The organism is Planctomicrobium mucosum (assembly GCF_051466335.1).
Classification (GTDB): Bacteria; Planctomycetota; Planctomycetia; order Planctomycetales; family Planctomycetaceae; genus Planctomicrobium.
The window spans coordinates 3,315,242-3,336,278 of the sequence record NZ_CP195793.1; the positions used below are offsets into that span (position 1 = coordinate 3,315,242).

Below are 21,037 nucleotides of genomic sequence, written 5' to 3' on the forward strand. Positions count from 1 at the left end.
AGACTGGGAACTTCCCTACAGCGACCAACCAGCGCGTGGCGTTCGCTTCAGGAACATGTCAGCTTCTGGACAATCGACTGCGACCATCTTCTCGGCGTCCCAGACGATTTTCTTGCCAACGCGGTAGGCCACGTTTCCAAGGTGATTCGCCTCAGTCAGAGGACCGGCGTAAGAGAACGGACTGCCGGTCGGAGTTCCGTTCAGACATGCGTTAATCCATTCCGCATGTTGCCCTGGCGAATCTGGGATGAACGGTTCAGGTCGCTTGAAGTTCGCAAATTTCTCTTCTGGAAGAAGTACGTGGTTTCCATAGTCGGCGAGCAACATGCCGTCATCACCGATGAACAGGACACCACTCCCCCATTGTGGAATCTTATTGTCGATCCAGATTTGCGGCTTCATGTGTCCCTGATACCAGGTGAGCGTACATGCCGGCATGTCTCCACGTGGTCCGTACTCGTACTTCGCTGACATCGTCGCGGGTGCAAGTTCAGGATGAGCTGGAGGCCCAAAGGCTTCAATTGTTTTTGGAGCGTCGAGATTCAACGCCCAGAACGGCAGGTCATTCCAATGGCTTCCGAGGTCAGACATGGTGCCGCTGCCGAAGTCCCACCAACGGTACCATTTCGGACCGGGGAAGTAGACATCGTGATATGGACGCTCTGGAGCAGGTCCGAGCCACAGATCCCAATCGAGAAACTCTGGCGGAGTCATCACTTCAGTTGGGCGATCCTGTGCGAACACGATGTCGCCACCGGCCTTCGCATCATCTTCAGATTGCAGCCCCCACGCTCGAGATACCCAGACGTGAGCTTCTCGAACGGGACCAATCGCTCCACTCTGAATCAACTCAACGACGCGGCGGTAGTTCGGGAATCCGTGAATCTGGGTTCCCATCTGAGTCGCGACATTGGCTTTCTCGGCCGCCTTCTGAATCGCGCGTGATTCGTAGACGTTATGTGTAAGTGGCTTCTCGCAGTAAACGTGCTTCCCAGCTTTCAGTGCTGGCATCGTCGCAAACGCGTGGGTATGTTCTGACGTGCTCACGACAACAGCATCGATGTCGTCCAGCTTTGTGTAGAGTTCGCGGAAGTCGACATAGGTTCTGGCGTGCGGATAGTTCGCAGCGGCTCCCTTCAGATTCTGCTTATTGACGTCGCAGAGCGCAACGACGTGCACGTTGGGATTCGCTGCGATTTCGCCAAGATTTCCGCCCCCTCGCCCGCCGACGCCGATGAAGGCAACATTCAATTTCTGATTTGCCGATTGAGCCTTCAGCATCGCTGGAGCAGCGAATATGCCCGCCCCTGCAGCGATGGATCCTTGAAGAAATTGTCTTCGGCTCGTCTTGAATTGTTTCATTCTATTGGAACTCCGGTGCAAATGAGATGGATATCTTCTTCCGCATCGATGATATCACGTGCGAAGCGAAGTGAGAACACGAAGCTCTTGAATGCAGCAATGAGGACAACCAATAAAAAATCGAGTCCCTTCAGCAGGGACTCGATTCATGTCAGTTACATGCTCAAATTCGAATTCTATTTAGAAACCGAGTCCGAGGCCGTTCAAACACCCGGTTGCAATCTGCCCGTTCTTCACATCGAACATCTGCGGCAGATCGCGAGCCCAGACCTTGTTCCCCGCCGGGCAATATTGACGAGCGTTCGCTTCCAATCCCACAACACCTGGAATTCTGGCTGCAAGCGATGCTGAGTGCAGGTATGAAAATCCAGGACTCACGAGATCCTGAACAATCATGAACATTCCGAACTTTTGTGCTGCAGCAGCGGCGAACAATGCTTCGGTATGACCGTGACACGATTTAATGGTGACGCCCGAATATCCGAGTTGTCGAGCTTCCAGCAATGAGTCGTAGTCGACGAGCGCTTCATCAATCACTACTGGCTTCAAATCCGCGATGCGCTGAACCGACTGAGGATTCGCCTGAATGTTGCGAGGAGTAGGTTGTTCGATGAACTGAATACGATCGAACAACTGGGCTGAAGCCTCACGAAGCTTGTTTAATAGCGTGACTACGTACTCTTCTGTTTCGCAATTCTCATTGAAATCGAGCCCGAATACCCAGTTCGTGACATCAGTGCAACGATGAGCCTCCGCACACACCTGATCAACGCTGAGAACACGCTGCAGATCTGCATCCAAATCCTGCCCACTCAGCGAGATTTTGAAATGGGTCAGCCCTTCCGCCGCGATCCACTCATTGAGTGTGCCAGGCAGACCGTCTTTCAACGGGTTCACGACATCCGCAGACGTCAGCGGATCGAGAGCCCCCACGAGATGGTAGAGCGGCACAGACTCTTTTGAAGTGCGCAGCGTGTACTGATCGAGGTACTCACCCGCGAACTTGTCATCCAGGTAATACGCGAGATCATTGTCCATGAATTTCGATGACAATGTATCGTAGCTGTTCTTCCCGTTCACTTTGCCGAAGCCGTCATGCAGAGCAGCGTCCAGAGCGCTCGCTGCCACATGTTGAGCCAACGGCGGAACAGGCTCCGCCAACTTGTGATCACGAGAGACCACTTTTCCGAGATGATCGTACTCCGCTGAAATCGTATAGATCAGATCAACCGGGTGAGCGTAATCATCCAGACTATCAGCCAATCCGACGACGCGCTCTGCAAAATCCGCCATCGTCTTCATCGCCTGATCGGCCGTCACGGTTTCCGATGGCCAAGCCCAGGACGGGGCGATTGGCATACTTCCCAGGCCGAAGGCGTGTTTCCTGTCTCGCTGCTCAAGAGTGACTTGCACGTTTATTAATTGCTGCTTTTCGATCACCCTCCCTCCGAGATTGAGGGGAGTTCTAATCGGGAACTCCTCGAGCGTGATGAGAGCTTGCTTAATACGTACGTCGGACGACCTGTTCATGACACCAGTGATGTTGGACGGCGGTAGGGTTTCGAGAGAACGAACATGCCGGATTCTAAAAACAGACGAATCTTCGTTGCAACTGCGATTTCGGTAACTTCTACAGAATCGCTATTTGGGCAATCCTCGTGAAGACAATGCGATCGCCCCCATCACCCCAGCTTTACTCCCGAGCTGTGATTTTTCAACAAGGATGTTGTCCACAGGGAAGAGTCTTCCGACGTGTGAGCGAAGATCATCCCGCATGCGTTGGAGCAGCAATTCGCCCAGATTGGCGACTCCTCCACCGATGACAACCAATTCTGGATGGATCATGACGACGACGTTGATCACCCCGACCGCCAAATAGGAAGCAGCTTTGAGTATCGCGTCCTTGACAGCAGTATCTTTCTCGGCGACATCGCCTATCACTTCGGCGGTCACACGCCCGGGGTCGCCATCCACAAGCTCATGAAGTGCGGGAGCCATTCCCATCTTCATCAGGCGGATTCCCTCGGAGGCCAGCGCTGTCCCACTGGCGAGTGTCTCCAGACACCCGTAGTTCCCACAGCCACACAGCGGACCATTTGGATCGACGGTCTGATGTCCTAACTCACCTGCGGCCCCCAATGGGCCGAGTCGCAACTTCCCGTCGATGACGATTCCGCCTCCGACACCGGTGCCAACCGCCATGAACATCATGTTGTCGACGCTGCGACCGTGCCCGTAAACCAATTCACCATACGTTGCCATACGGACATCGTTAAGAAGCAGGACTTCACTTCCAATTTGCTGATTGATGATCTTGCCGACCGGAACATTGATCCAGTGAGTTGTCATATTCGGCAGGTATCGAGTGAATCCCTGGTGAACATCCACCATTCCGGGAAAGCCCATCCCAATTGTCTTCAGCTGGGCCCCGGTTTCCTTGGACAGGGTCAAAATTCGATCGCATATTCTCTTGAGAACCTTCTCAGGCGCTTCGTGAGACTCAGTGGGCAGGCTTTCCTCTCTCACCAGCTTGCCGTCGTAATCACCGACAGCAAACTTGATCGTGGTCCCGCCCACATCAACACCAAGGAACAATTCAGACATTGCTTTCCTTTGAACACGTCGAGTCGAGAATCTGCTTGGAAACCTTTTACTACCTGTTGAAAACCTGCCCTCGATTGAACAACATCACAATTCGCGGTGAGCAGTCAAATAGCTACCCACCGCGAATTGAAAACCGCCAAATTCAACTCCAACCTTAGTAAGCGGCTGCCAGCTGCTCACGAACTTTTACCAGGAGTTTCTTGGTCAGGTGGATCCCTTCCACTTCGCTGACTCCTCCTCCTTCGAATTCAATCCCAACGTAACCGCGATAACCTGCATCGAGAACGATCTTCATCATGCGGGAGTAATCGGTTCCGGTTTCATTACCATCAGCATCGAATTCGTGTGACTTCGCACTGACGGCCTTCGCGAACGGCATCAATTCTTCGACACCTTTGTAACGGTCGTACGTTTCCGTATCAGAGATCCGGAAATTGCCAAAATCAGGCAACGTCCCACAATTTGACAGATTGACTTTGCGCATCACCTCTGAGAGCCAGGAACCGTCTGAGGAGATCCCACCATGGTTCTCGACCAGAACATTCAGGCCGCGTTCCGCTGCCAACTTGGATAGACGAGTCAGCCCATCGGCGGCCAGTTCCACCTGCTGCTCACGTGATCCTGAGCTTGCTGCATTGACTCGAATAGAATGACATCCGAGAAACGCGGCTGCGTCGAGCCACTTGGTGTGATTCTCTACAGTCTTGATTCGTGCTGCTTCGTCCGGATCCCCCAGATGCCCTTCACCGTCCACCATGATCAGCAAGCTCGTGACGCCGACGTCTTCCGCACGGTTGCGCATCTCAGTGAGGTAATCAACGTCTTCAGCCTTTTCCTTGAAGAACTGGTTGACGTACTCGACAGCGTCAATACCGAACTCTTTCTTGGTAAACGCAGCAAATTCGAGGTTGTCCAGCTTCAGGTCAGATGAGCCGAAAAATGCTCGATGCAAAGACCACTGGGCCAGCGAGATCTTGTAAAGCGAACCCGGCTGGGCTGCATTCACCGCCTGTGTGAACAATCCCGGAACGCTCGTCCCAGCACCAGCTAGCAACCCTAAGGACGCCAAACCAAGTCCACTCTGTCGAAAGAAATCGCGTCGATTCATCATTTCCTGCATCTCTCATCTGATCAGAAACTCTTCGGGCAAGTCAGATTTCACAAATTCCCGCCCTCTACAGGGCAATGAATGCGCTGTGAAACGGCCAGTGGTCCTTTGATCATAAATCGTCGTACTGGCTGACTTACCGAAATCACGGTCAACTGCACAATCCCTCATCAACGCTGAATTGTCAATTGGAAGAGCGCGGACGTTCTGAAAAGAGCGTTTACAGTGAGATGTGACTGCCACCACATCAAAGACAACTGAAATGTGTCACTCGAATCGGGGACCGAATGACACATTCCCGACGGAATTCATCTGCACCCATAGCGGCGGAACGCTGGCTGCGTAAGGAACCGGTGGCCCCTTTAATGGGAGCTGAACCCAGGTGGCTGGCGTGGAGTTCTCATCGGAACCCGGGACGAGCCAGATGTTGCGGAACAGAACCGGATTGGCATGATCCTGAATCTTTGTCGGGAGGATTTCTGGCCCTTCAGCCAGTCCAGCCCCAGTCTTACTTTTAAGTGCGACGTCGTTCTGAATCAGCACGCCGTTCTGCCAGACGCTGAACCGGGCATCCGCAATCTTCTGACCTTTTTCGTCAAATTTCGGCATCTTGAAATCGACGTCATAAGATTGCCAGACAAGAGGTGGATAGCACATATTCACATCCGGCGACTTGATCCGATACAGGGAACCGCATTCGTTGAATTCCCCTTTGAGCCCGAACGAATCGAGCATTTGCAGCTCATAGCGTCCTTGAATGTACAGGCCACTGTTTCCGCGATCCTGCCCGCGTGCCAATGGCTTGAAGGGAAGCAGGAATTCGAGATGTATCCGACAATCTCCATAAGCATCTTTCGTCGTCGCACCTTCACGGAGGACCCCCTCTGGAGTGATCTTCCCACCGACGAAATGTTGAGTGGAGCTTCCATCGAACAGCACGATCGCTCCCGCGGGAGGAAGCGCCCCCAACGTTGGACTCGAACGATCGACTTTCTGAAGTTCTCCGTATCTGACTCCTTCAGAATTCCAAAGTGTCGCCGATTTTCCATCAATCTCGATCAAATCGCCGTGGCGCCACAGCCGGAGCACATCTCCAACGACCTTCCCCGAGTACTCAAACCGGTCCCCCTTCCCCGGTTTCTCGCCTGGGAGACCGGTGTAGAACTTAACAGCCTCGAAGTTCCCGTCTCCTAAAGCAACCACCTGCAAGGCAACAGCAGTACTGCTCCGTTCAGAGTTCATGAACCGCTGAAACCCGCGAAACTCCCCTTGTAACTGGTAATCAAGCCCCGCAGTATCGCGATCCAGATGAGTAGCGACCTTCTCATCCGCTGCACATAGAACCGCAGCCCCTTCCAAATTGAGCACCAGTCCAGCGACAAGGAGAAGAAGTAACGTTTTCGACAGACGGGGCACCATGCGTTTCACTTACTTTCATTTCAAGTCAGGTAATACGTTGACGCCGTCAGCACTTTCGCCTTCGTCAATAATGAAGGGCCACTCCAGTCGGAAACAGGTTCCGACATCCGCTTTGGTTCGCACCGCAATCGTCCCGCCATGTTCCTGAAGGATTTTCTGACTGACCGCCAATCCGAGTCCGGTCCCTTTGAGCCCTTTACTGGACTCGAACAACTGAAACAGTCGCGACAGTTCGCCCTCTTCAATACCGATGCCGTTGTCTTCAATCTCGACCCAGACATGATCACGGTTCCGGTCGATCCCGCTGCGAATCTGCAGAAGTGGATGCTCCCGACCTTCAAGTGCATCAATCGCATTTGTAAGCAGGTTCAGAATCGCCCGATGCAACCCCTCCGGATCAAACTGGCATTTCGGGATATGCGAGACTTCTTTGACCGACAATTCGATTCCGGCAGCGTCGAATCGAGGCTTCATCAGTTCGGTCACATCGTTGAGCACGGCCTGAATTCGGGACATGCTCATCTGCGGTTCACGTTCTTTGCTGAACGTCAGCATGTCCATCACAAGGTTGTAAATTCGCTCCTGATTCCGATCAACGACTCCCCAGCCGCTTCGTACCATCTCATCGTTGTTCTGCTTTAAGCCGGTGTCGATGAGGTATCCCCCGCCACGAAGACCTTGCAGAATGTTCTTGATGTGGTGGCTCATGACAGCCACAGTTTGACCGACTGCTGCCAGTCGCTCAGATGTGACAAGTGCCTCCTGAAAACGGGAGTTTTCGATGGCAAGAGCCGATTGACGTGCGATTGCAAGAAGCAGTCGCAGGAGTTGATCGCTGAATCTGCTGGAATCCTGCTGCGATTGCGTGGCCAGCGACGATCGCGTCGTATCGACGTAGATCACACCCATCAGTTCATAACGACCTCGCATCGGAACGCACATCGCTTCGCGTATCCCCGCCTTGACGATACTTTGGCCGGAGTCGAAGCGACTATCATGTTGAGCGTCAGAAGTGCGAACCCCTTTTCCATTGTGGATCACATGCTCGACGATGCTTGTCGAAATGGGCATGCGTTCATCGACGTTTACCCCGACTCGATGGCTGACAACTCGAGGTTCGATCTTCTCGTTTTTCGAATTGGCGACCAGCATGCAGCCGCGATCCGCTCCAACAGCTTCCAGAGTCAGATCCAGAATTCGCTTCAGGAGGTCATCCAACGACGTCGTGGGTCGAACCACTTCTTCGGTGATAGCGTATAATATCTGCAGGTTTGCTCCATCCTGCGACCACCCTCCGAAGTTGAGTTGGTCGGTTGCATGGGCCTGACCAACAATCCGGGAATGATCATCGACCGCATTTTTCGCGACGAGATTGATGCGGTCGACCGCCTTCCGCGAAACGGTCTGCACATCCTGCGAGAAGACTAAAACTGTGCGACCAATCTGAATCTGATCGCCAGCATTCACTCGGGCTGTCGTCACGGACTGCCCGTTGAGGTACGTTCCATTGGAACTGTTAAGATCTGTGAGTTGCCAGCGTCCCTGATTGAATTCGATCAGGGCGTGCTTGCGAGAGACTTCCGTATCTAGAATACGGATTTCGTTCTGACCACCACGTCCCAGATGCATTGGCTCCGGAACCAGGTCGTACTTACGCCCTTGCTCGGGACCTTGAATCACCAACAACGCTGCGTCACTCACCAGTCCCTCACTTAGATTCTCAATCTCTGAACAGGTCAGTCAGCGAGTCACTCTCCACGATCACTTCCAGTATTTCTGAGTCACCCAGCCACTCACGCCTGCTCCAATCAGAACGGCGATGACCACGTTCGTCCAAAAGCTGATCGGGACCTGGGCACCAAGTGCTGGACTGACGGTCTTCAGGATCTGCGGCAACATCGGAACGATCACCGACCAGCACATGAAAATCATGCCCAGACTCTTCCGCTTCTGCTGCTCTTCGAGTGGAAGTTCAGCAAACGAAAGGCTCTTTCCGGGTTGACTCTTCGAGGCTACGGCCTTCACATTGCCACCGGAACCCGCTTTTCCGGACGACTTCGCTGCCATCTTGCCTGAAGACGATTTTCCGGTCTGTTTCGTGGAGGTTGAGACTTTCGCTTCGTCCCGTGCTCCAGGAGCGTAATACTTCGCGATCGCCTGGCTAACCGCTCGTGGGGCTGCAATGACAGTTCGAACGGGTGCCTCGAACCGGAGCCGAAGTTCCTCTTCCAGCTCATGTTCAATCTGATCAACACTCGCGATCAGCAGTTCCCCGTCATCGACGAACAAAGGAATGAAGGAGTGCTGTTTCACCAGCTGCCGCGGGACCATGTCGAGCGCATCGTCTTCCGGAAGCATGTCTTCGAGATCGACGTAGGAAAACCCTAACTGCATCGCCAGTGCCTGAGCCGCTTTTTCAGCCGACACAAACTTCATCTGAACGACTGAATCGCGGTGAGAGAGTCCGCGACGGTCTCCAAATTCGGTTGCTTCCCGAGCTTGTTCCCGGGTGATGTCGTTCTGCCGGACGAGCACGTCCAGCAGTGGCATGCGACCAAAACGGTCTAGCTGTGGCGGAATCTCTCGTCCCAGCGACTCGTCATAGTCACGTTTACGGTCCAGGTCAGTCAGGCACAACATGGCTTTCGCCATCTCGTTCAACAGATCCTGAGACTGAACGGAATACTGACCTGTCGCGTATTTTCGAACGTGCGCGTTCAGCTTCTTATAGTGCGCGCGTATTTTTTCGCTATCGTCTTCAAATCGCTTCACGCGAAGCAGTTCGTAGTGATCCGGCGGCCGTGGTCCTTCGGGAATTCCGAGCCATTCCTTATAGAAATCCATGTCCGCGCTCTACCGTTTCTAAAGACCGAAGATGATCGTTAGGAAAGCCAAAGCTCGATCAGAGCTGACAGTCCAACTCTGATCGAAACTTCACTTTGAAATCCACGTTTACTCGACGGAGTACTCAGAGGCGAGCACTTCGAAAGCACTCAAGTTCTCTTCACTCAATCCTGAATTCCGCAGGATTTCAGTCTTGGCTTCGACATTTGATGTCAGTTCACGGGCACTCGCGTGAATACGACCGTTCTTGTCATATTCATAAGTGACCTGAACCGGAGATCCAGCTGGAAGATTCGGAGGCAAGCTCAGAATTCGGAAATCGCCGATCGTTGTGCATGCATCTGGATCGACAGCATCCCCTTCCAGAACGGAGATGTGAATTCGCTGCTGATTCGGCGTATTGGTAACAAACTTCTGGGTGACCTGGAACGGAATCGCAGTATTCTTTGGAATCATGATGTGATTGATCTTGCGAGTCCGATTGTTCGGGTCGCTGATCTTCACTCCAAGTGAGTGGGAGTTCACATCTGTTGCTGTCACGGAACGCAATCGGGTCAGCACAGCCTGCCCCATACGTCCGCCTCCGCCAGTTGCTCTTGCTTCGAGAATCGCAGCGTGGATTGCAGCTCCTTGAGAAACAGCTTCTTCAGGAGAAATCTCCCGCGATGGTGCCTTGCCGGTCACTTCCCGCAGCATCGTTTCGACAACGGGCATGTGGGTCGATCCACCAACCAACACAAGCTCGTCGAGTTCACCCGGAGCCACGCCTGCCTGCGCCATCACCAGTTCGGTGGTGTCGCGAGTACGTTGCATCAGATCGCCAGTGAGGCGTTCGAAGTCGCTACGAGTCAGGGCGGAAGTGAGGTTCTTCCCTTTGTAATAGATATTGATCGAGACCTGAGATTTCTGGCTCAGATCGCGTTTTGCCTGCTCACAATCTTGAGTGAGCTGCATCATCATTTCAGCGTTTTCGCGAGGGTCTTCCCCATGCTTCTTGTGGAACTGCTCGGCGAGGTAATCGACGATGCGGCGGCTCCAGTCGAGACCTCCCAGCATCACGTCCCCGTCAGTCGCCAGCACGCGGAAGTTTGTCGCATTGTAGCGAACGACCGTCACGTCGAACGTTCCCCCACCTAGGTCGTACACCATAATTGTTCGCTCACCGGCGAACGCTTCTGGACGACCAAGTTGCCCCATCTGCCAAGCGTATGCCAGCGTGGCAGCGGTCGGCTCGTTGATGATGTCAATGACGTTCAGCTTGGCGATGCGCCCGGCATCCTGAGTGGCCTTACGGCGAACATCGTTGAAGTAATACGGAACGGTGATCACCGCGTTCGCGATCGGTCCAACCACTTTTTCTGCATCCTGAGTCAGCTTTTTCAGGATCATCGCGGAAATCACTTCGGGCGTATAAGTGCGGCCAGCATGCACCAGCGAGAAGTCTTTGTTACCCATCTGTCGCTTGATCGCCTCCACAATGTTATGTGGATCTTCGAGCGACATTCGCTCGTAAGTTGGACCAACGATGACTTTTTTGTCTTCCCCGAGAATCACCACCGAGGGAGTAATCATCTTCCCGTCAGCATTGGGAAGCGACACCGGATCTCCCTGAGCGTTCAACTGAGCGATCGAGGAGTAGGTCGTTCCCAAATCAATTCCGACGGTTTGGCCAGGCAATATTTCCATGACGATTCCCCCCGCTGTGTACGCTAGAAATTTTCAGTTCGACGAGAACGAGCTTGGCTGGAATGACAACAACATCTGGAATCGTTGCTGAGCTCACGACAGCCATATTCGCTTCGGTGATTTGATTCAAAATGAGTTCTGCATTCTGACGGCGTGGTGAATGCGATTCAAGCGTCAGTAACGATGTGTGAATTCAACTTCATCAGGTTTTCTCACTTTTGTGCGTGCAAACATCCTCTCGTGCACATCAGCACCACTCTGATCGCAAACAATGCCCTGTCAGCCGACGACGACGTTTTCACCCGCTTCTCCCTTCAAGCGGAGCAACGGTCCCTACCCGTGGCCCAAGTTCTACGACGAAGAACACTGCTCTCTTGAAGCTTCCACTACGTATACAAAAAAACACCCATCAATCCGTAATTTGTGAACCGTACGGCAGAATCAACCGACAAAACACCCCGACAATAAAATCCCCTCAACACATTACTACAACGCCACTTACCAACACGACACACACACTCAACCTACCAGATTGACCGAACAAACGAGATTTTGACCTTGCCCCCAGACAGCACTTTTATGGTACTCATTCCGCGTCTCTCGAAGTTGGATCAATTCAAGGGACAGCGTTTCGATCCATTCCAGTCAATTTCAACACAGACGTTTTGATGTCGCCGTTCACGTGCTCAGTGGAATCGACCTCACCGTCAGCCAGAGGATCAGGAACTGAAATATCCTGTCACTCTGAACATCGCTGAGGATCGGCGCAATACATGCAGATAGGGACTCGAAGGACTTGTGCGAACACAGGCAGCTGCGCGCAAACCTGGCTTACGTTGCATCTTTACTCTCTATTTCAAATCTCAATCTGTCTTGTTTTTGTACTCCAATCGCAATTCATCGCAGCCGACGATATTCTCCCAACGCCAGCGATTTCCGTACTGGCGACGCGCGTGACACCAGAGAAGCCAAAGCTCTCTGCCTCGCCCATTGCTCTCTCGGAGACACCGGATTCGCCCTCGGTCGTTGACCAAATCGCAAGTCGCTGCCAAACCGGCTCACTCATTTTTAGCCGAGGTGATTGTCTGGCTGTGAAAACCTACACCTGCAGCCGATTCACTCATGTCGCAACAATCGTGATGGAAGAGAACACTCCGTGGATCTATGAAAGCACCAGCGGCCACGGTGTCCGGAAAGTTCCGCTCAAAGAGTACCTCGAGATTGATTCCCCACACCGGATCTCCCTGCTTCATCCGAACCGCGCGTTTACAACACAGGAATGCACGAAGTATCAGGCTGCACTCGACTCACAGATTGGTCGCGAGTACTCGGTGACCCACTTTGTCACCGGGACCCGTTCCGAGGGATTGCATTGCGCTGAGTACCTGACAGATTCCCTCATGGCGATTCATTGGCTCGAGGTCAAAAACTCAGCCAAGGTGTCGCCCGGCAGCCTGTACGATGGAATCACCAAACACGGAGTCTACCTAGAAGATTCCGAACTGGTGATCGCCAGAAAAATTGAGGCAATTCCGGAACCAGAGACGTGGTACGGATCGCTTTGGCAGGAAACGAAATCGACCTGCCATGGCGGAACACGTCAGCTTTCGCGGTGGTTCTTCTGCCAGTGATGCCACCAAATCGAAGTTGCCATCATGGCGCGACGAATTGCAGTTCAATTGGAAGTTCGACGGATTCATAAAGCCACGGCGAAAAATACTCGAATCGGAATTCTTTCAAATCTGACTCGAGTGCTGGGAAGCGAAATCGAACCTCATGAACCGAAGTTTCTCCATACTTCACAGAGACATTCGTTGAGTGAATGGGCTGCGAGTTTTCTTCCGATCCTTTCGCGAGCCAAGCCCATCGATACAGGCCGTCGACTCGATGAGAATCCCAGCGGGTTCCATCCGGATATGTGACTCGAATCGTCACATCACCCCCCGCGTCATCGCTAACCGCAGACAGGAATTCAACTGTCATCGCACCTGCGATTCGTCTCGCACCGGGAGCTTGATCGAGAGAAAATTCCAGCAACTCCTCTCCCAGTTGACAGAAGGCCTGCACCTCTCCTTTGAGTACTCCCTGCGGTGGCTGTGTGAGCCCATCGGGCCGACGAAGCGAGATATCAATGGTTTGGAACGGATCGCCAGCGAATTCCGTCTCATGAAGCGACTCCGGGCTAAACGCCCGCCAGATCGCATCCCCCTGTGTCAGAGAAAAATCCCCGTCCCGAAAACGCAGGAACCGGCAGGCAAAGTGTGGCTCAAGATCAAAGCGAATTCTGGCCCGGCACGTCGGCGGCACTTCCTCTGTCATCGCCAGATTCGCTGGCGGCAGGAGTTCACTCTGAATTCGAATCGGTCCTAAGACTTCAATCTGCCCCTCAGGCAAAAGAGGTCTCTCCGAGTTGAATTGAAGCTGGGAACCTGAATACCAGTCCCAACCAATCTCCCCTTTCCGACAGAGACGATCGAATCCCTCCCAGAATGGAATTGATTCAAACGAAAGCTCAGAGATCTTGTGAGAGTTGAATTCAGTCCAATGCTCGAGCATCCCGCCGTTGTCTGCTTGCCTGAACAGATCATGCCCAATTGGCTCCAGGTACTGCTGCTCTCCAGTCCACTTCACCGTGACCAGACTCCCCTTCAGCGAGTCTCTGGCAGCTTGAATTTCAACTTCCCGCTCAACACGATTCAGGACTTCTAACAAACCGGAATTCGCCCCTTCGGCAGCCTTGTGGAGTCCTTCCGTGACCGGCAAACCGATCTCAACCAGTCGAGACTCTGCCTGCGCGCGCACTTTACGTTCAAGGGAGTTGAGGCTCTCAATCAGCGCATGAACTTCGACGTCGAGTTCTTGAACATCCGTATGCGTATTGCGATCCGCGTTGTCGTCGTTCCCCAGCACCAACTGCAACGAAAAACTGACGAAGCACAACAACGCGACTGCATTTCTCAGCAAGTTCCACATCGTGATTCACATTCCGCTATCAGAAGCCGGCGGAGCACACTTTCGACCGACGACACATCGTGTAATCCATACAATCCGTGCAGTCCGACTTTGACGAGGCCAGTATCGATACTGAACTCTGAACATTTGGGAGTTAATGTGGCGTAGAGTTGGCGAACTCGGAAATTCACATCCGCAATTCTGGCGCCCTCGGATTATGACAGACCTCCACAATCGAAATCCACCCAGCCGGGCGATCAGATACTCGCTGAGCATGGTTGTCATCTGCGCAGCTGCCATCGCATCTGCCGGCCCGATGATTGAACTCAAAGTGAACGGGACGGTTTACCAGGGAATGAATGTTGCCCACGACAAGGTCCATTGTTGGCTGCTGAATCGCGATGGATCACTTCAACTCCTGAACGTCGCCGACATCTCAAAATTCAAAAAGCTCGGAGAGTTTCAGGCTGAGAAAACCTCGACCGTCGCAGAGAGGCTCAAAAAGGAATACGGGCGCAAGTACGAAGTCCGAACACGCGGGAACTACGTCGCTGTTGCTCCACCAGGAAAAACAGAAGAAATACTGGCAACTTTGAACGAGGTAGAATCTGCATTTTCGGGGTATCTACGTCGACGCAATTGGCCGCTTTCCTCACTCGGGCTTCCGAAAATTGTCGTTCTTCACCCCACGAGAGAGGCCTTTGAGAACGAAGCCCGTTCCGACGACGACAACAGTTCCCTCGAACTCGTTCAAGGATTCTATTCACCGCTTACCAATCGGGTCTCACTCTTCGATCAAGCGCAAGGGAATTCGGCAGGCGGACTCGATCCGGTGACGAAAACCACTCTCGTCCACGAAGCAATTCATCAGCTTGCCTTCAACAATGGGCTGCACGAACGCCTTTCCCAAAATCCTCGCTGGGTTGTTGAAGGACTCGCGACCGTGCTTGAAGAAGGAGCACTCAACTCAAAAAATCGCGAAGACACCACCAGCCGTATTAACTCCAACCGCCTGAAGCAATTTCAGGAGTACCGCCTCAAACGCAGGAACACCACGATCATCGATCTAGTCAAAGACGAAGGCCAACTCTACCGAGAATCACCACTCGACTTTTACGCAGAGGCATGGGCCTTCACCTTCTATTTGTCAGAGAATCGCAGATCTGAATACATCAAATACCTGAAAGTCATTTCCGAACGGGAACGGAACGGGGCCCCATACACTTCCGAACAAAAGCTCGCTGACATGCAAAGCGTGTTCGGAAAAGATCTTCGCTGGCTCGAGACGCAATTCATTCGCTTCGTTGAAAAACTTGAATAAATGCTGATCCGTTCCTCGGCTGCCTCAATGTCGGCTACTCGCCTCAAAATCTTCCATAACCTCCAATTATTTCAGATCGTTACATCAAAATCGGTCTAGCAAAGAATCTTAAAAAGGAATGTTCAAGCCGGCAGACTGACTCGCGATATCGGAGAGTGCCGGCCATCTTTCGGATTTGTCCTTCCGAAAATCCTCCTTCTCGCTGCTGATCTTCCATGTTGATCCCCTTTTACGTCCGGCGATGCTTGGCTATTATCCGGGGACGAGTTTTAGAAATTGACACAACATATTGCCTGTCATTGCAAGACGGACACGACGTCCTGTTTTGCAAACAAATCTGAGATTGAACCGCACATGAGCTTTGAACTGAGACTGCCCAATATTGGAGAAGGGGTCCATGAGGCGGAGATTGCTGAAATTCTCGTCTCTGTTGGTGATGAAATCGCTTTGAACCAGTCGGTGATGGAACTGGAAACCGAAAAAGCGGTGATGGAAGTCCCGTCCACACAAGCAGGACGTGTCGAAAAAATCCTCGTCAAAGCGGGCGATACGATCAAAGTTGATACCCCGCTGCTGATCCTCGCAACCGGCAGCGAAGCCCCCGCGGCACCTGCTTCTGAAGCTCCCAAGGCACCTGCTTCTGCCGCTCCAGCAGAGCAGAAACCTGCGTCCGCTCCGACTCCCGTCGTTGAAGCGAAGCCAGCCGCCTCAGAAACCGAAATTATCGAGGGATCGATCGAATTCGTTCTTCCACCGTTAGGCGAGGGTGTGAAGTCCGCAGACGTCGCAGAAATCCTCGTCTCGGAAGGGGACGTCATCAAGGCTGACCAGCCGGTGATGGAACTGGAAACGGAAAAGGCAGTCGTCGAGTTGCCTTGCCCGCATGCTGGCAAGATCAAGAAGATTCACGTCAAGTCCGGTGACACCGTCGAAATCGGAAAACTGGTCCTCACGATCGAAACATCGAGCCGCGTCGCATCTTCGGAAGCAAAACCTGCTCCTGAAAAGCCTGCAGCGGCCGCCGCACAAGCTCCAGTTGAACCAAAAGCAGCGCCTGCTCCGAAGGCCGCCGAGCCAGCCGCTTCCACAGCGATTGCTCCAGCACAGCCTTCAGCTCCGACGAAAGCTGCTGCTCCAGGGAATCCAGCACCTGCTGCTCCATCAACCCGCCGATTGGCTCGCCAGTTAGGTGTCGATCTGCAAGGGGTCAAAGGGACAGGGCGCGGCGGACGAATCACAGCCGAAGACGTTCAGGCATTTGTCCGTGACCGCATGAAGGCCCCAGCCCTTCCAGCAACCCGTACCGAAGTCACCGGCGGAGTGTTGGCTGCTGGATCACTGGCGCCACCGCCATTGCCAGACTTCACGCGATTCGGACTTGTCGAACGTGAGAAGATGAGCAAGATCGCTCGCACCGCAGCCGAGAACCTGACTGTTGCGTGGAACGTCATTCCTCACGTGACACAGCACGACCGCGTGGACATCACAGACCTTGAAGAAGCTCGCAAGAGATTTTCTTCCGGGGTCGGCAAGAATGGCCCGAAAGTAACCATGACAGCGATCGTCATGAAGGCCCTGACCAAATGCCTTCAAGCGTATCCGAAGTTCAATAGCAGTCTCGATCCCGAAACAAACGAGATCGTCTACAAGAAGTATTACAACATCGGTTGTGCGGTCGACACTCCTAACGGCCTCCTCGTTCCAGTTGTCAAAGACTGCGACAAGAAGAGCATTCTGGAAATCGCGGTTGCCATCACCGACTTGGCAACCAAAGCACGCGACCGCAAACTGCCCGTCGCGGATATGCAGGGCGCAACGTGCACCGTCACCAACCTTGGTGGAATCGGGGGAGTGGCGTTCACTCCAATCGTGAACTATCCGGAAGTGTGCATTCTTGGAATGTGTCGCGGGCAGCAGGAACTAAAACTGGTCGACGGCAAAGTCGTCGAACGGTTGATCCTTCCACTCAGCCTGTCTTATGACCACCGCGTCATCAATGGTGCGGACGCTGCACGATTCGTTGTCGCACTGACCAATTTGCTCAACGATCCGTTTCAGCTGTTGACGATGGTTTAATAGCTATGTCGGTTTCCTGAGAACGCGACGCAGCGGAAGAACCTCCAATCTTCCGCTGCTTTTTTTGCAGATTGCAACCGGAATACGACGAATCTATACTGTTCGTTCTAGCTGCTCAAACAGCCTGCTTCTGCGGGCAACTCGGGTGGATACCGGTTGACGCCACGACAGTCCGTGGCGGATTTCCTCATTTCAGGTATCCCGGATTCTTTCTATGAAAACGCCTACCAAAGACCTGTTCGACGACTCAACGATGTCGTTTGGCGAACATTTGGAAGCACTCCGCGTTCATCTGCTGAGAGCAATCATCGGTCTGGTCATTGCAGCAGTGATCTGTTTGTACAAGGGTGAACTCATTGTCGATTTCGTACGTGATCCGATCGATCGTGCGCTCAAGAGACATGCATATACTGAAGTTCACGACGATACGAAGGAAGTAAAAAAGGGAGGGGCTAAGTTTTGGGAAGACATGGGGCTCAACACCCTGACCGAACTCTTCACCGGAACGAAAGCTGAAAAGGAAGAAAAGGCTAAGACCGCGAATGGCGAACCGGAAGCACTCGCTCATCCAGACTCTATCACTGTCCATGTCGGTTTGAATGAACTGGCGCAGGCACTTCACACTGCCGATCCAGGGCGATTCCCTCCGGTGGCTGCCAGTGCTGTCGAAGCACCTTCGACAGTTGAAAGTCCAACAACGGAAAGCCCCACTCCAGAGCAGACCGCTTCAGCTGGTGAACCTGCTGAAGGTTCGGCCTCATCGCCCGCGGAAAAGCCACAACAAATCGCGCTCACACTTCACGCACCAGAATTCGCACAATTTCAAGCCACGGTCAAACTCTCTCAACAGGCTGTGACACTCAACGTGCAAGAAGCCTTCATGACCTATTTGAAAGTCTCTATCGTCGGAGCGATTCTTCTGGCCAGCCCCTGGATTTTCTACCAGCTTTGGCTGTTTGTCGCCGCTGGGCTCTACCAGCATGAACGGAAGTATGTGTACGTGTTTGGAACAATGAGTCTGGGTCTGTTCCTGACGGGGGCTCTCTTCTGTTACTACGCCGTGTTTCCGTTCGTGTTGAACTTTCTTTTAGGCTTCAACAAGACCCTGGAAATCACTCCACAGATTCGATTGTCTGAGTGGATCAGTTTTGCAGTCATGCTGCCATTGATGTTCGGTATCAGTTTTCAGTTGCCCTTGGTGATGCTGTTCCTTGAACGAATCAACATTTTCCAATCCGATGTCTATCGCGAACAACGTCGTATGGCGATTCTGGTGATCGCCATTCTCTCAGCCATTCTGACACCAGCAGATCCAATGAGCATGTTGCTCATGATGATTCCACTGGTCATCCTTTACGAATTGGGAATCCGCCTTTGCGAATGGATTCCTAAAGCAAATACTCTTGATCTCGATGCTGCTTAGCCCCTGCCTCAGGTTTTTTTAGTGGCGAATGCAGGCAATATGTCATTCAAACGCTGAGTTTATCGCCGACGGAACTGCACATGCTCGTGAGCGGCGTTTTAGTTGCGGACGTCACAGAATCCGGAATCACGATTTGGGCTGACGGTGGACCTCAACTGATCCACACCTCTGGCACGAAAGCACACAACATGGCCGACACACCACTCCCACTTGAACTCGACTGCGAAAGTGTCCAACAACTCCAGGAAAGCGGCGAAAAGTTCATCTTTATCGACTGCCGCGAGCAGAATGAATTCGACATCGCCAAGATTCCCGGAGCGACACTTCTTCCGATGAGCGAATTGCAGGACCGAGTTGGAGAGCTTGATGGATCACAAACAGAACGCATCGTCGTGCACTGCCATCATGGTGGACGCAGTCTTCGCGTTGCCAACTGGCTGAGAAATCAGGGATTTTCCAACGCGCAAAGCATGGCAGGAGGAATCGATGCGTGGGCCTTGCGGCTCGATCCAAATATCGCGCGTTATTAAGAGCGTTATCCCGTTCTTACATCAGATCGCTCTCTCAGAAGCGGATGCGAGTCGTCGTACCGTGTCTTCCTGATTTGATCGAGATTCGGCCGAGATTCGGCCGTTAAAAGCCGCGAACAGAGCGAAATAAAATCAACGCCAGAGCGGCAAGACGTCATCGAGTCTTGCCGCTCTGGCGTTTTATCTGAACTTCGACCAATCGCCAGAAAGCGACTGCGTTGAACGAGTGAAGTCGATTTAGCACCTGTCTCAGGGGTGTGTGGCGGCGAATGGTGGCAAAAACTCGTTCAAATGCTGCGTTTATCGCCGCCGGAACGCCACCCTCTCGTGAGAGTCGATCTAGTTTGAAATGCTCACCGCTGAACCGTTACTCACCCTGAAAAGCGGAGCTGGCTTGGTTTCCGCTCGGGGAATCGCGATTGCATTGGTTCGATTTTGGGTCTCAGCCTTCGCATTGAGATCACCGCGATCACTCGGTGGGTTTGTCGTTGGAGGCATGAATTGATCGTGATTCTCCGCCACCGCGTCCGTCACCGCTGCTGGCGCGGCGACTGGTGGAACTGCTTCCTTTGCTGCTGGCGGAGCCGCTGCTGGACGCTGAGGGGTGACTGGTGCTGATGTCGCCCCGGAAACACAATGATCACAGGCATCTCGGCACGGAACCTGACACAGAACGTGGGTCGTTTTACAGCAGCCGTCAACAACGTCGTATCCAGCGGCCCGCAACGCTTCCGCGGACTGAGCACGAACGAATTTATCGCAGTCTCCTAGCGAATGCGTGAGGGCACTCAGCACCATTTGATTGCAACATTGAGGATGGGCTCTCAGCTGATCGCCGATCCCGTCGGCAGCCTTGGCGCGAACTCGTTCATCAGCGTCATTCAGCGCGTAAACCAAAGTCGGCATTACCTGAGGATAATGATCGCAACGATAGAGCAGGCTCATCCAATGCAGCGCCTGTCGGCGCTCACGGGCGGACGTCGACGAATAGGATTGTCGAATCAATTTTGATAGACCTGCAGGACCTGCAATGCCAGACGAGTCACAGCTATCGACAGTGACTGGAGCGCATCCGCTGACATCGCACTGATTCTCAGCACACCCGAGCGGCTTGTTCGGATTGCAGGCTGGGTCATGGTAGACACATGGCCTCACAATCTTCGGTCGACAAGATCTCGGATGACAATCTGGAGTACTATCACAAGCTTTACCGGACGAATTGGTAATACCGTCCAGCAGCCATCCAGCACTTGAATCCTGAGCAAAAATGGCAGCCACCAAACAGGCCACGACTGGACTCAATTTGCACTTCATTTTAAGTATCCTTCCTCAAACTGAAGGGGCTTATTTCAATTCCACAGGAGGTGCGTTAGACTCGCCATCCTGAATAATTCTTCGCGTTTTGCGCTATCGGACGGATTCTGCGTTCAAGCAGTTGATACTGTGCACGTCCGTTCAGTATTCTTGCCAAAGTGCTGAACGACCGCCCGTATACTCACCGCCTCGTCCCCGCCTTGGAGACGAGGAAATAGGAGAGAATCGAGTTCTGTCGGCAACATTTGATGAGTGAAGTGAGCCTGGGAAACGAGCGTTTTCAAGGGAAAATCCGGCTCTACAATCGATTCGATCGGCAATCCCTTGTAGCAATGCTATCGACTGTAACTTTCAGAGCGCTTCAGCGCATCGTTTCTGTGAATCCGAACATTCCGTCT

The 21,037-nt window shown here is 53.0% G+C and carries 15 protein-coding genes; 5 read left to right on the forward strand and 10 right to left on the reverse strand.

From position 1 onward, the window contains the following. Nucleotides 1-15: 15 nt before the first annotated feature. The 8 genes from SH668x_RS13240 to SH668x_RS13275 form a co-directional block, all read right to left on the reverse strand. Nucleotides 16-1,362 carry a Gfo/Idh/MocA family protein gene (locus SH668x_RS13240; RefSeq protein WP_437185538.1) on the reverse strand — a complete coding sequence of 449 codons (1,347 nt, stop codon included), beginning with the start codon at nucleotides 1,360-1,362 and terminating at the stop codon, nucleotides 16-18. A 180-nt stretch (nucleotides 1,363-1,542) separates the two neighbouring features. Then, nucleotides 1,543-2,892, reverse strand: coding sequence for an enolase C-terminal domain-like protein (locus SH668x_RS13245; RefSeq protein ID WP_437185539.1), 1,350 nt, complete (start codon nucleotides 2,890-2,892; stop codon nucleotides 1,543-1,545). 111 nt (nucleotides 2,893-3,003) lie between these two features. Further along, nucleotides 3,004-3,966 carry an ROK family protein gene (locus SH668x_RS13250; RefSeq protein ID WP_437185540.1) on the reverse strand — a complete coding sequence of 321 codons (963 nt, stop codon included), beginning with the start codon at nucleotides 3,964-3,966 and terminating at the stop codon, nucleotides 3,004-3,006. 154 nt (nucleotides 3,967-4,120) lie between these two features. After that, nucleotides 4,121-5,074 (reverse strand): sugar phosphate isomerase/epimerase family protein, encoded by a 954-nt coding sequence (locus tag SH668x_RS13255; protein WP_437188553.1) that lies wholly within the window; start codon nucleotides 5,072-5,074, stop codon nucleotides 4,121-4,123. Nucleotides 5,075-5,341: 267 nt separating this feature from the next. Continuing rightward, complete coding sequence (locus tag SH668x_RS13260; RefSeq protein ID WP_437185541.1) at nucleotides 5,342-6,493, reverse strand: 3-keto-disaccharide hydrolase; 1,152 nt, start codon at nucleotides 6,491-6,493, stop codon at nucleotides 5,342-5,344. A 15-nt stretch (nucleotides 6,494-6,508) separates the two neighbouring features. Beyond that, complete coding sequence (locus tag SH668x_RS13265) at nucleotides 6,509-8,194, reverse strand: ATP-binding protein (protein WP_437185542.1); 1,686 nt, start codon at nucleotides 8,192-8,194, stop codon at nucleotides 6,509-6,511. A gap of 60 nt (nucleotides 8,195-8,254) precedes the next feature. After that, the gene (locus SH668x_RS13270; protein ID WP_437185543.1) at nucleotides 8,255-9,337 is read right to left on the reverse strand and encodes a hypothetical protein; all 1,083 of its coding nucleotides are present in this window, start codon (nucleotides 9,335-9,337) and stop codon (nucleotides 8,255-8,257) included. A 108-nt stretch (nucleotides 9,338-9,445) separates the two neighbouring features. Continuing rightward, nucleotides 9,446-11,023 (reverse strand): Hsp70 family protein, encoded by a 1,578-nt coding sequence (locus SH668x_RS13275; protein ID WP_437185544.1) that lies wholly within the window; start codon nucleotides 11,021-11,023, stop codon nucleotides 9,446-9,448. Between the two features lie 773 nt (nucleotides 11,024-11,796). On the opposite strand from SH668x_RS13275, the gene SH668x_RS13280 reads away from it, so the two are divergent. Further along, nucleotides 11,797-12,654 (forward strand): YiiX/YebB-like N1pC/P60 family cysteine hydrolase, encoded by an 858-nt coding sequence (locus SH668x_RS13280; protein ID WP_437185545.1) that lies wholly within the window; start codon nucleotides 11,797-11,799, stop codon nucleotides 12,652-12,654. A 22-nt stretch (nucleotides 12,655-12,676) separates the two neighbouring features. On the opposite strand, the gene SH668x_RS13285 is transcribed toward SH668x_RS13280, so the two are convergent. Next, a complete protein-coding gene (locus tag SH668x_RS13285) occupies nucleotides 12,677-13,996 on the reverse strand; it encodes a hypothetical protein (RefSeq protein WP_437185546.1) in 1,320 nt (439 codons plus the stop codon). A gap of 136 nt (nucleotides 13,997-14,132) precedes the next feature. Between SH668x_RS13285 and SH668x_RS13290 the strand changes: the two genes are divergently transcribed. The 4 genes from SH668x_RS13290 (at nucleotide 14,133) to SH668x_RS13305 (ending at nucleotide 19,325) form a co-directional block, all read left to right on the forward strand. Further along, nucleotides 14,133-15,296 carry a DUF1570 domain-containing protein gene (locus SH668x_RS13290; RefSeq protein ID WP_437185547.1) on the forward strand — a complete coding sequence of 388 codons (1,164 nt, stop codon included), beginning with the start codon at nucleotides 14,133-14,135 and terminating at the stop codon, nucleotides 15,294-15,296. A 354-nt stretch (nucleotides 15,297-15,650) separates the two neighbouring features. Beyond that, complete coding sequence (locus SH668x_RS13295; protein WP_437185548.1) at nucleotides 15,651-17,372, forward strand: 2-oxo acid dehydrogenase subunit E2; 1,722 nt, start codon at nucleotides 15,651-15,653, stop codon at nucleotides 17,370-17,372. Nucleotides 17,373-17,586: 214 nt separating this feature from the next. Next, the gene (gene tatC / locus SH668x_RS13300) at nucleotides 17,587-18,795 is read left to right on the forward strand and encodes a twin-arginine translocase subunit TatC (protein ID WP_437185549.1); all 1,209 of its coding nucleotides are present in this window, start codon (nucleotides 17,587-17,589) and stop codon (nucleotides 18,793-18,795) included. A gap of 86 nt (nucleotides 18,796-18,881) precedes the next feature. Beyond that, a complete protein-coding gene (locus SH668x_RS13305; protein WP_437185550.1) occupies nucleotides 18,882-19,325 on the forward strand; it encodes a rhodanese-like domain-containing protein in 444 nt (147 codons plus the stop codon). 339 nt (nucleotides 19,326-19,664) lie between these two features. Here the strand turns inward: SH668x_RS13305 and SH668x_RS13310 are convergent, their stop codons facing one another. Beyond that, a complete protein-coding gene (locus tag SH668x_RS13310; protein ID WP_437185551.1) occupies nucleotides 19,665-20,639 on the reverse strand; it encodes a HEAT repeat domain-containing protein in 975 nt (324 codons plus the stop codon). Nucleotides 20,640-21,037: the final 398 nt, after the last annotated feature.

What these genes read in the sequence shown, in the direction of transcription:
- SH668x_RS13240 (WP_437185538.1), bottom strand. Translation starts at nt 1,362, where the DNA reads ATGAAACAATTCAAGACGAGCCGAAGACAATTTCTTCAAGGATCCATC.
- SH668x_RS13245 (WP_437185539.1), bottom strand. Translation starts at nt 2,892, where the DNA reads ATGAACAGGTCGTCCGACGTACGTATTAAGCAAGCTCTCATCACGCTC.
- SH668x_RS13250 (WP_437185540.1), bottom strand. Translation starts at nt 3,966, where the DNA reads ATGTCTGAATTGTTCCTTGGTGTTGATGTGGGCGGGACCACGATCAAG.
- SH668x_RS13255 (WP_437188553.1), bottom strand. Translation starts at nt 5,074, where the DNA reads ATGAATCGACGCGATTTCTTTCGACAGAGTGGACTTGGTTTGGCGTCC.
- SH668x_RS13260 (WP_437185541.1), bottom strand. Translation starts at nt 6,493, where the DNA reads ATGGTGCCCCGTCTGTCGAAAACGTTACTTCTTCTCCTTGTCGCTGGA.
- SH668x_RS13270 (WP_437185543.1), bottom strand. Translation starts at nt 9,337, where the DNA reads ATGGATTTCTATAAGGAATGGCTCGGAATTCCCGAAGGACCACGGCCG.
- SH668x_RS13275 (WP_437185544.1), bottom strand. Translation starts at nt 11,023, where the DNA reads ATGGAAATATTGCCTGGCCAAACCGTCGGAATTGATTTGGGAACGACC.
- SH668x_RS13280 (WP_437185545.1), top strand. Translation starts at nt 11,797, where the DNA reads ATGCAGATAGGGACTCGAAGGACTTGTGCGAACACAGGCAGCTGCGCG.
- SH668x_RS13285 (WP_437185546.1), bottom strand. Translation starts at nt 13,996, where the DNA reads ATGTGGAACTTGCTGAGAAATGCAGTCGCGTTGTTGTGCTTCGTCAGT.
- SH668x_RS13290 (WP_437185547.1), top strand. Translation starts at nt 14,133, where the DNA reads ATGTGGCGTAGAGTTGGCGAACTCGGAAATTCACATCCGCAATTCTGG.
- SH668x_RS13295 (WP_437185548.1), top strand. Translation starts at nt 15,651, where the DNA reads ATGAGCTTTGAACTGAGACTGCCCAATATTGGAGAAGGGGTCCATGAG.
- tatC (WP_437185549.1), top strand. Translation starts at nt 17,587, where the DNA reads ATGAAAACGCCTACCAAAGACCTGTTCGACGACTCAACGATGTCGTTT.
- SH668x_RS13310 (WP_437185551.1), bottom strand. Translation starts at nt 20,639, where the DNA reads ATGAAGTGCAAATTGAGTCCAGTCGTGGCCTGTTTGGTGGCTGCCATT.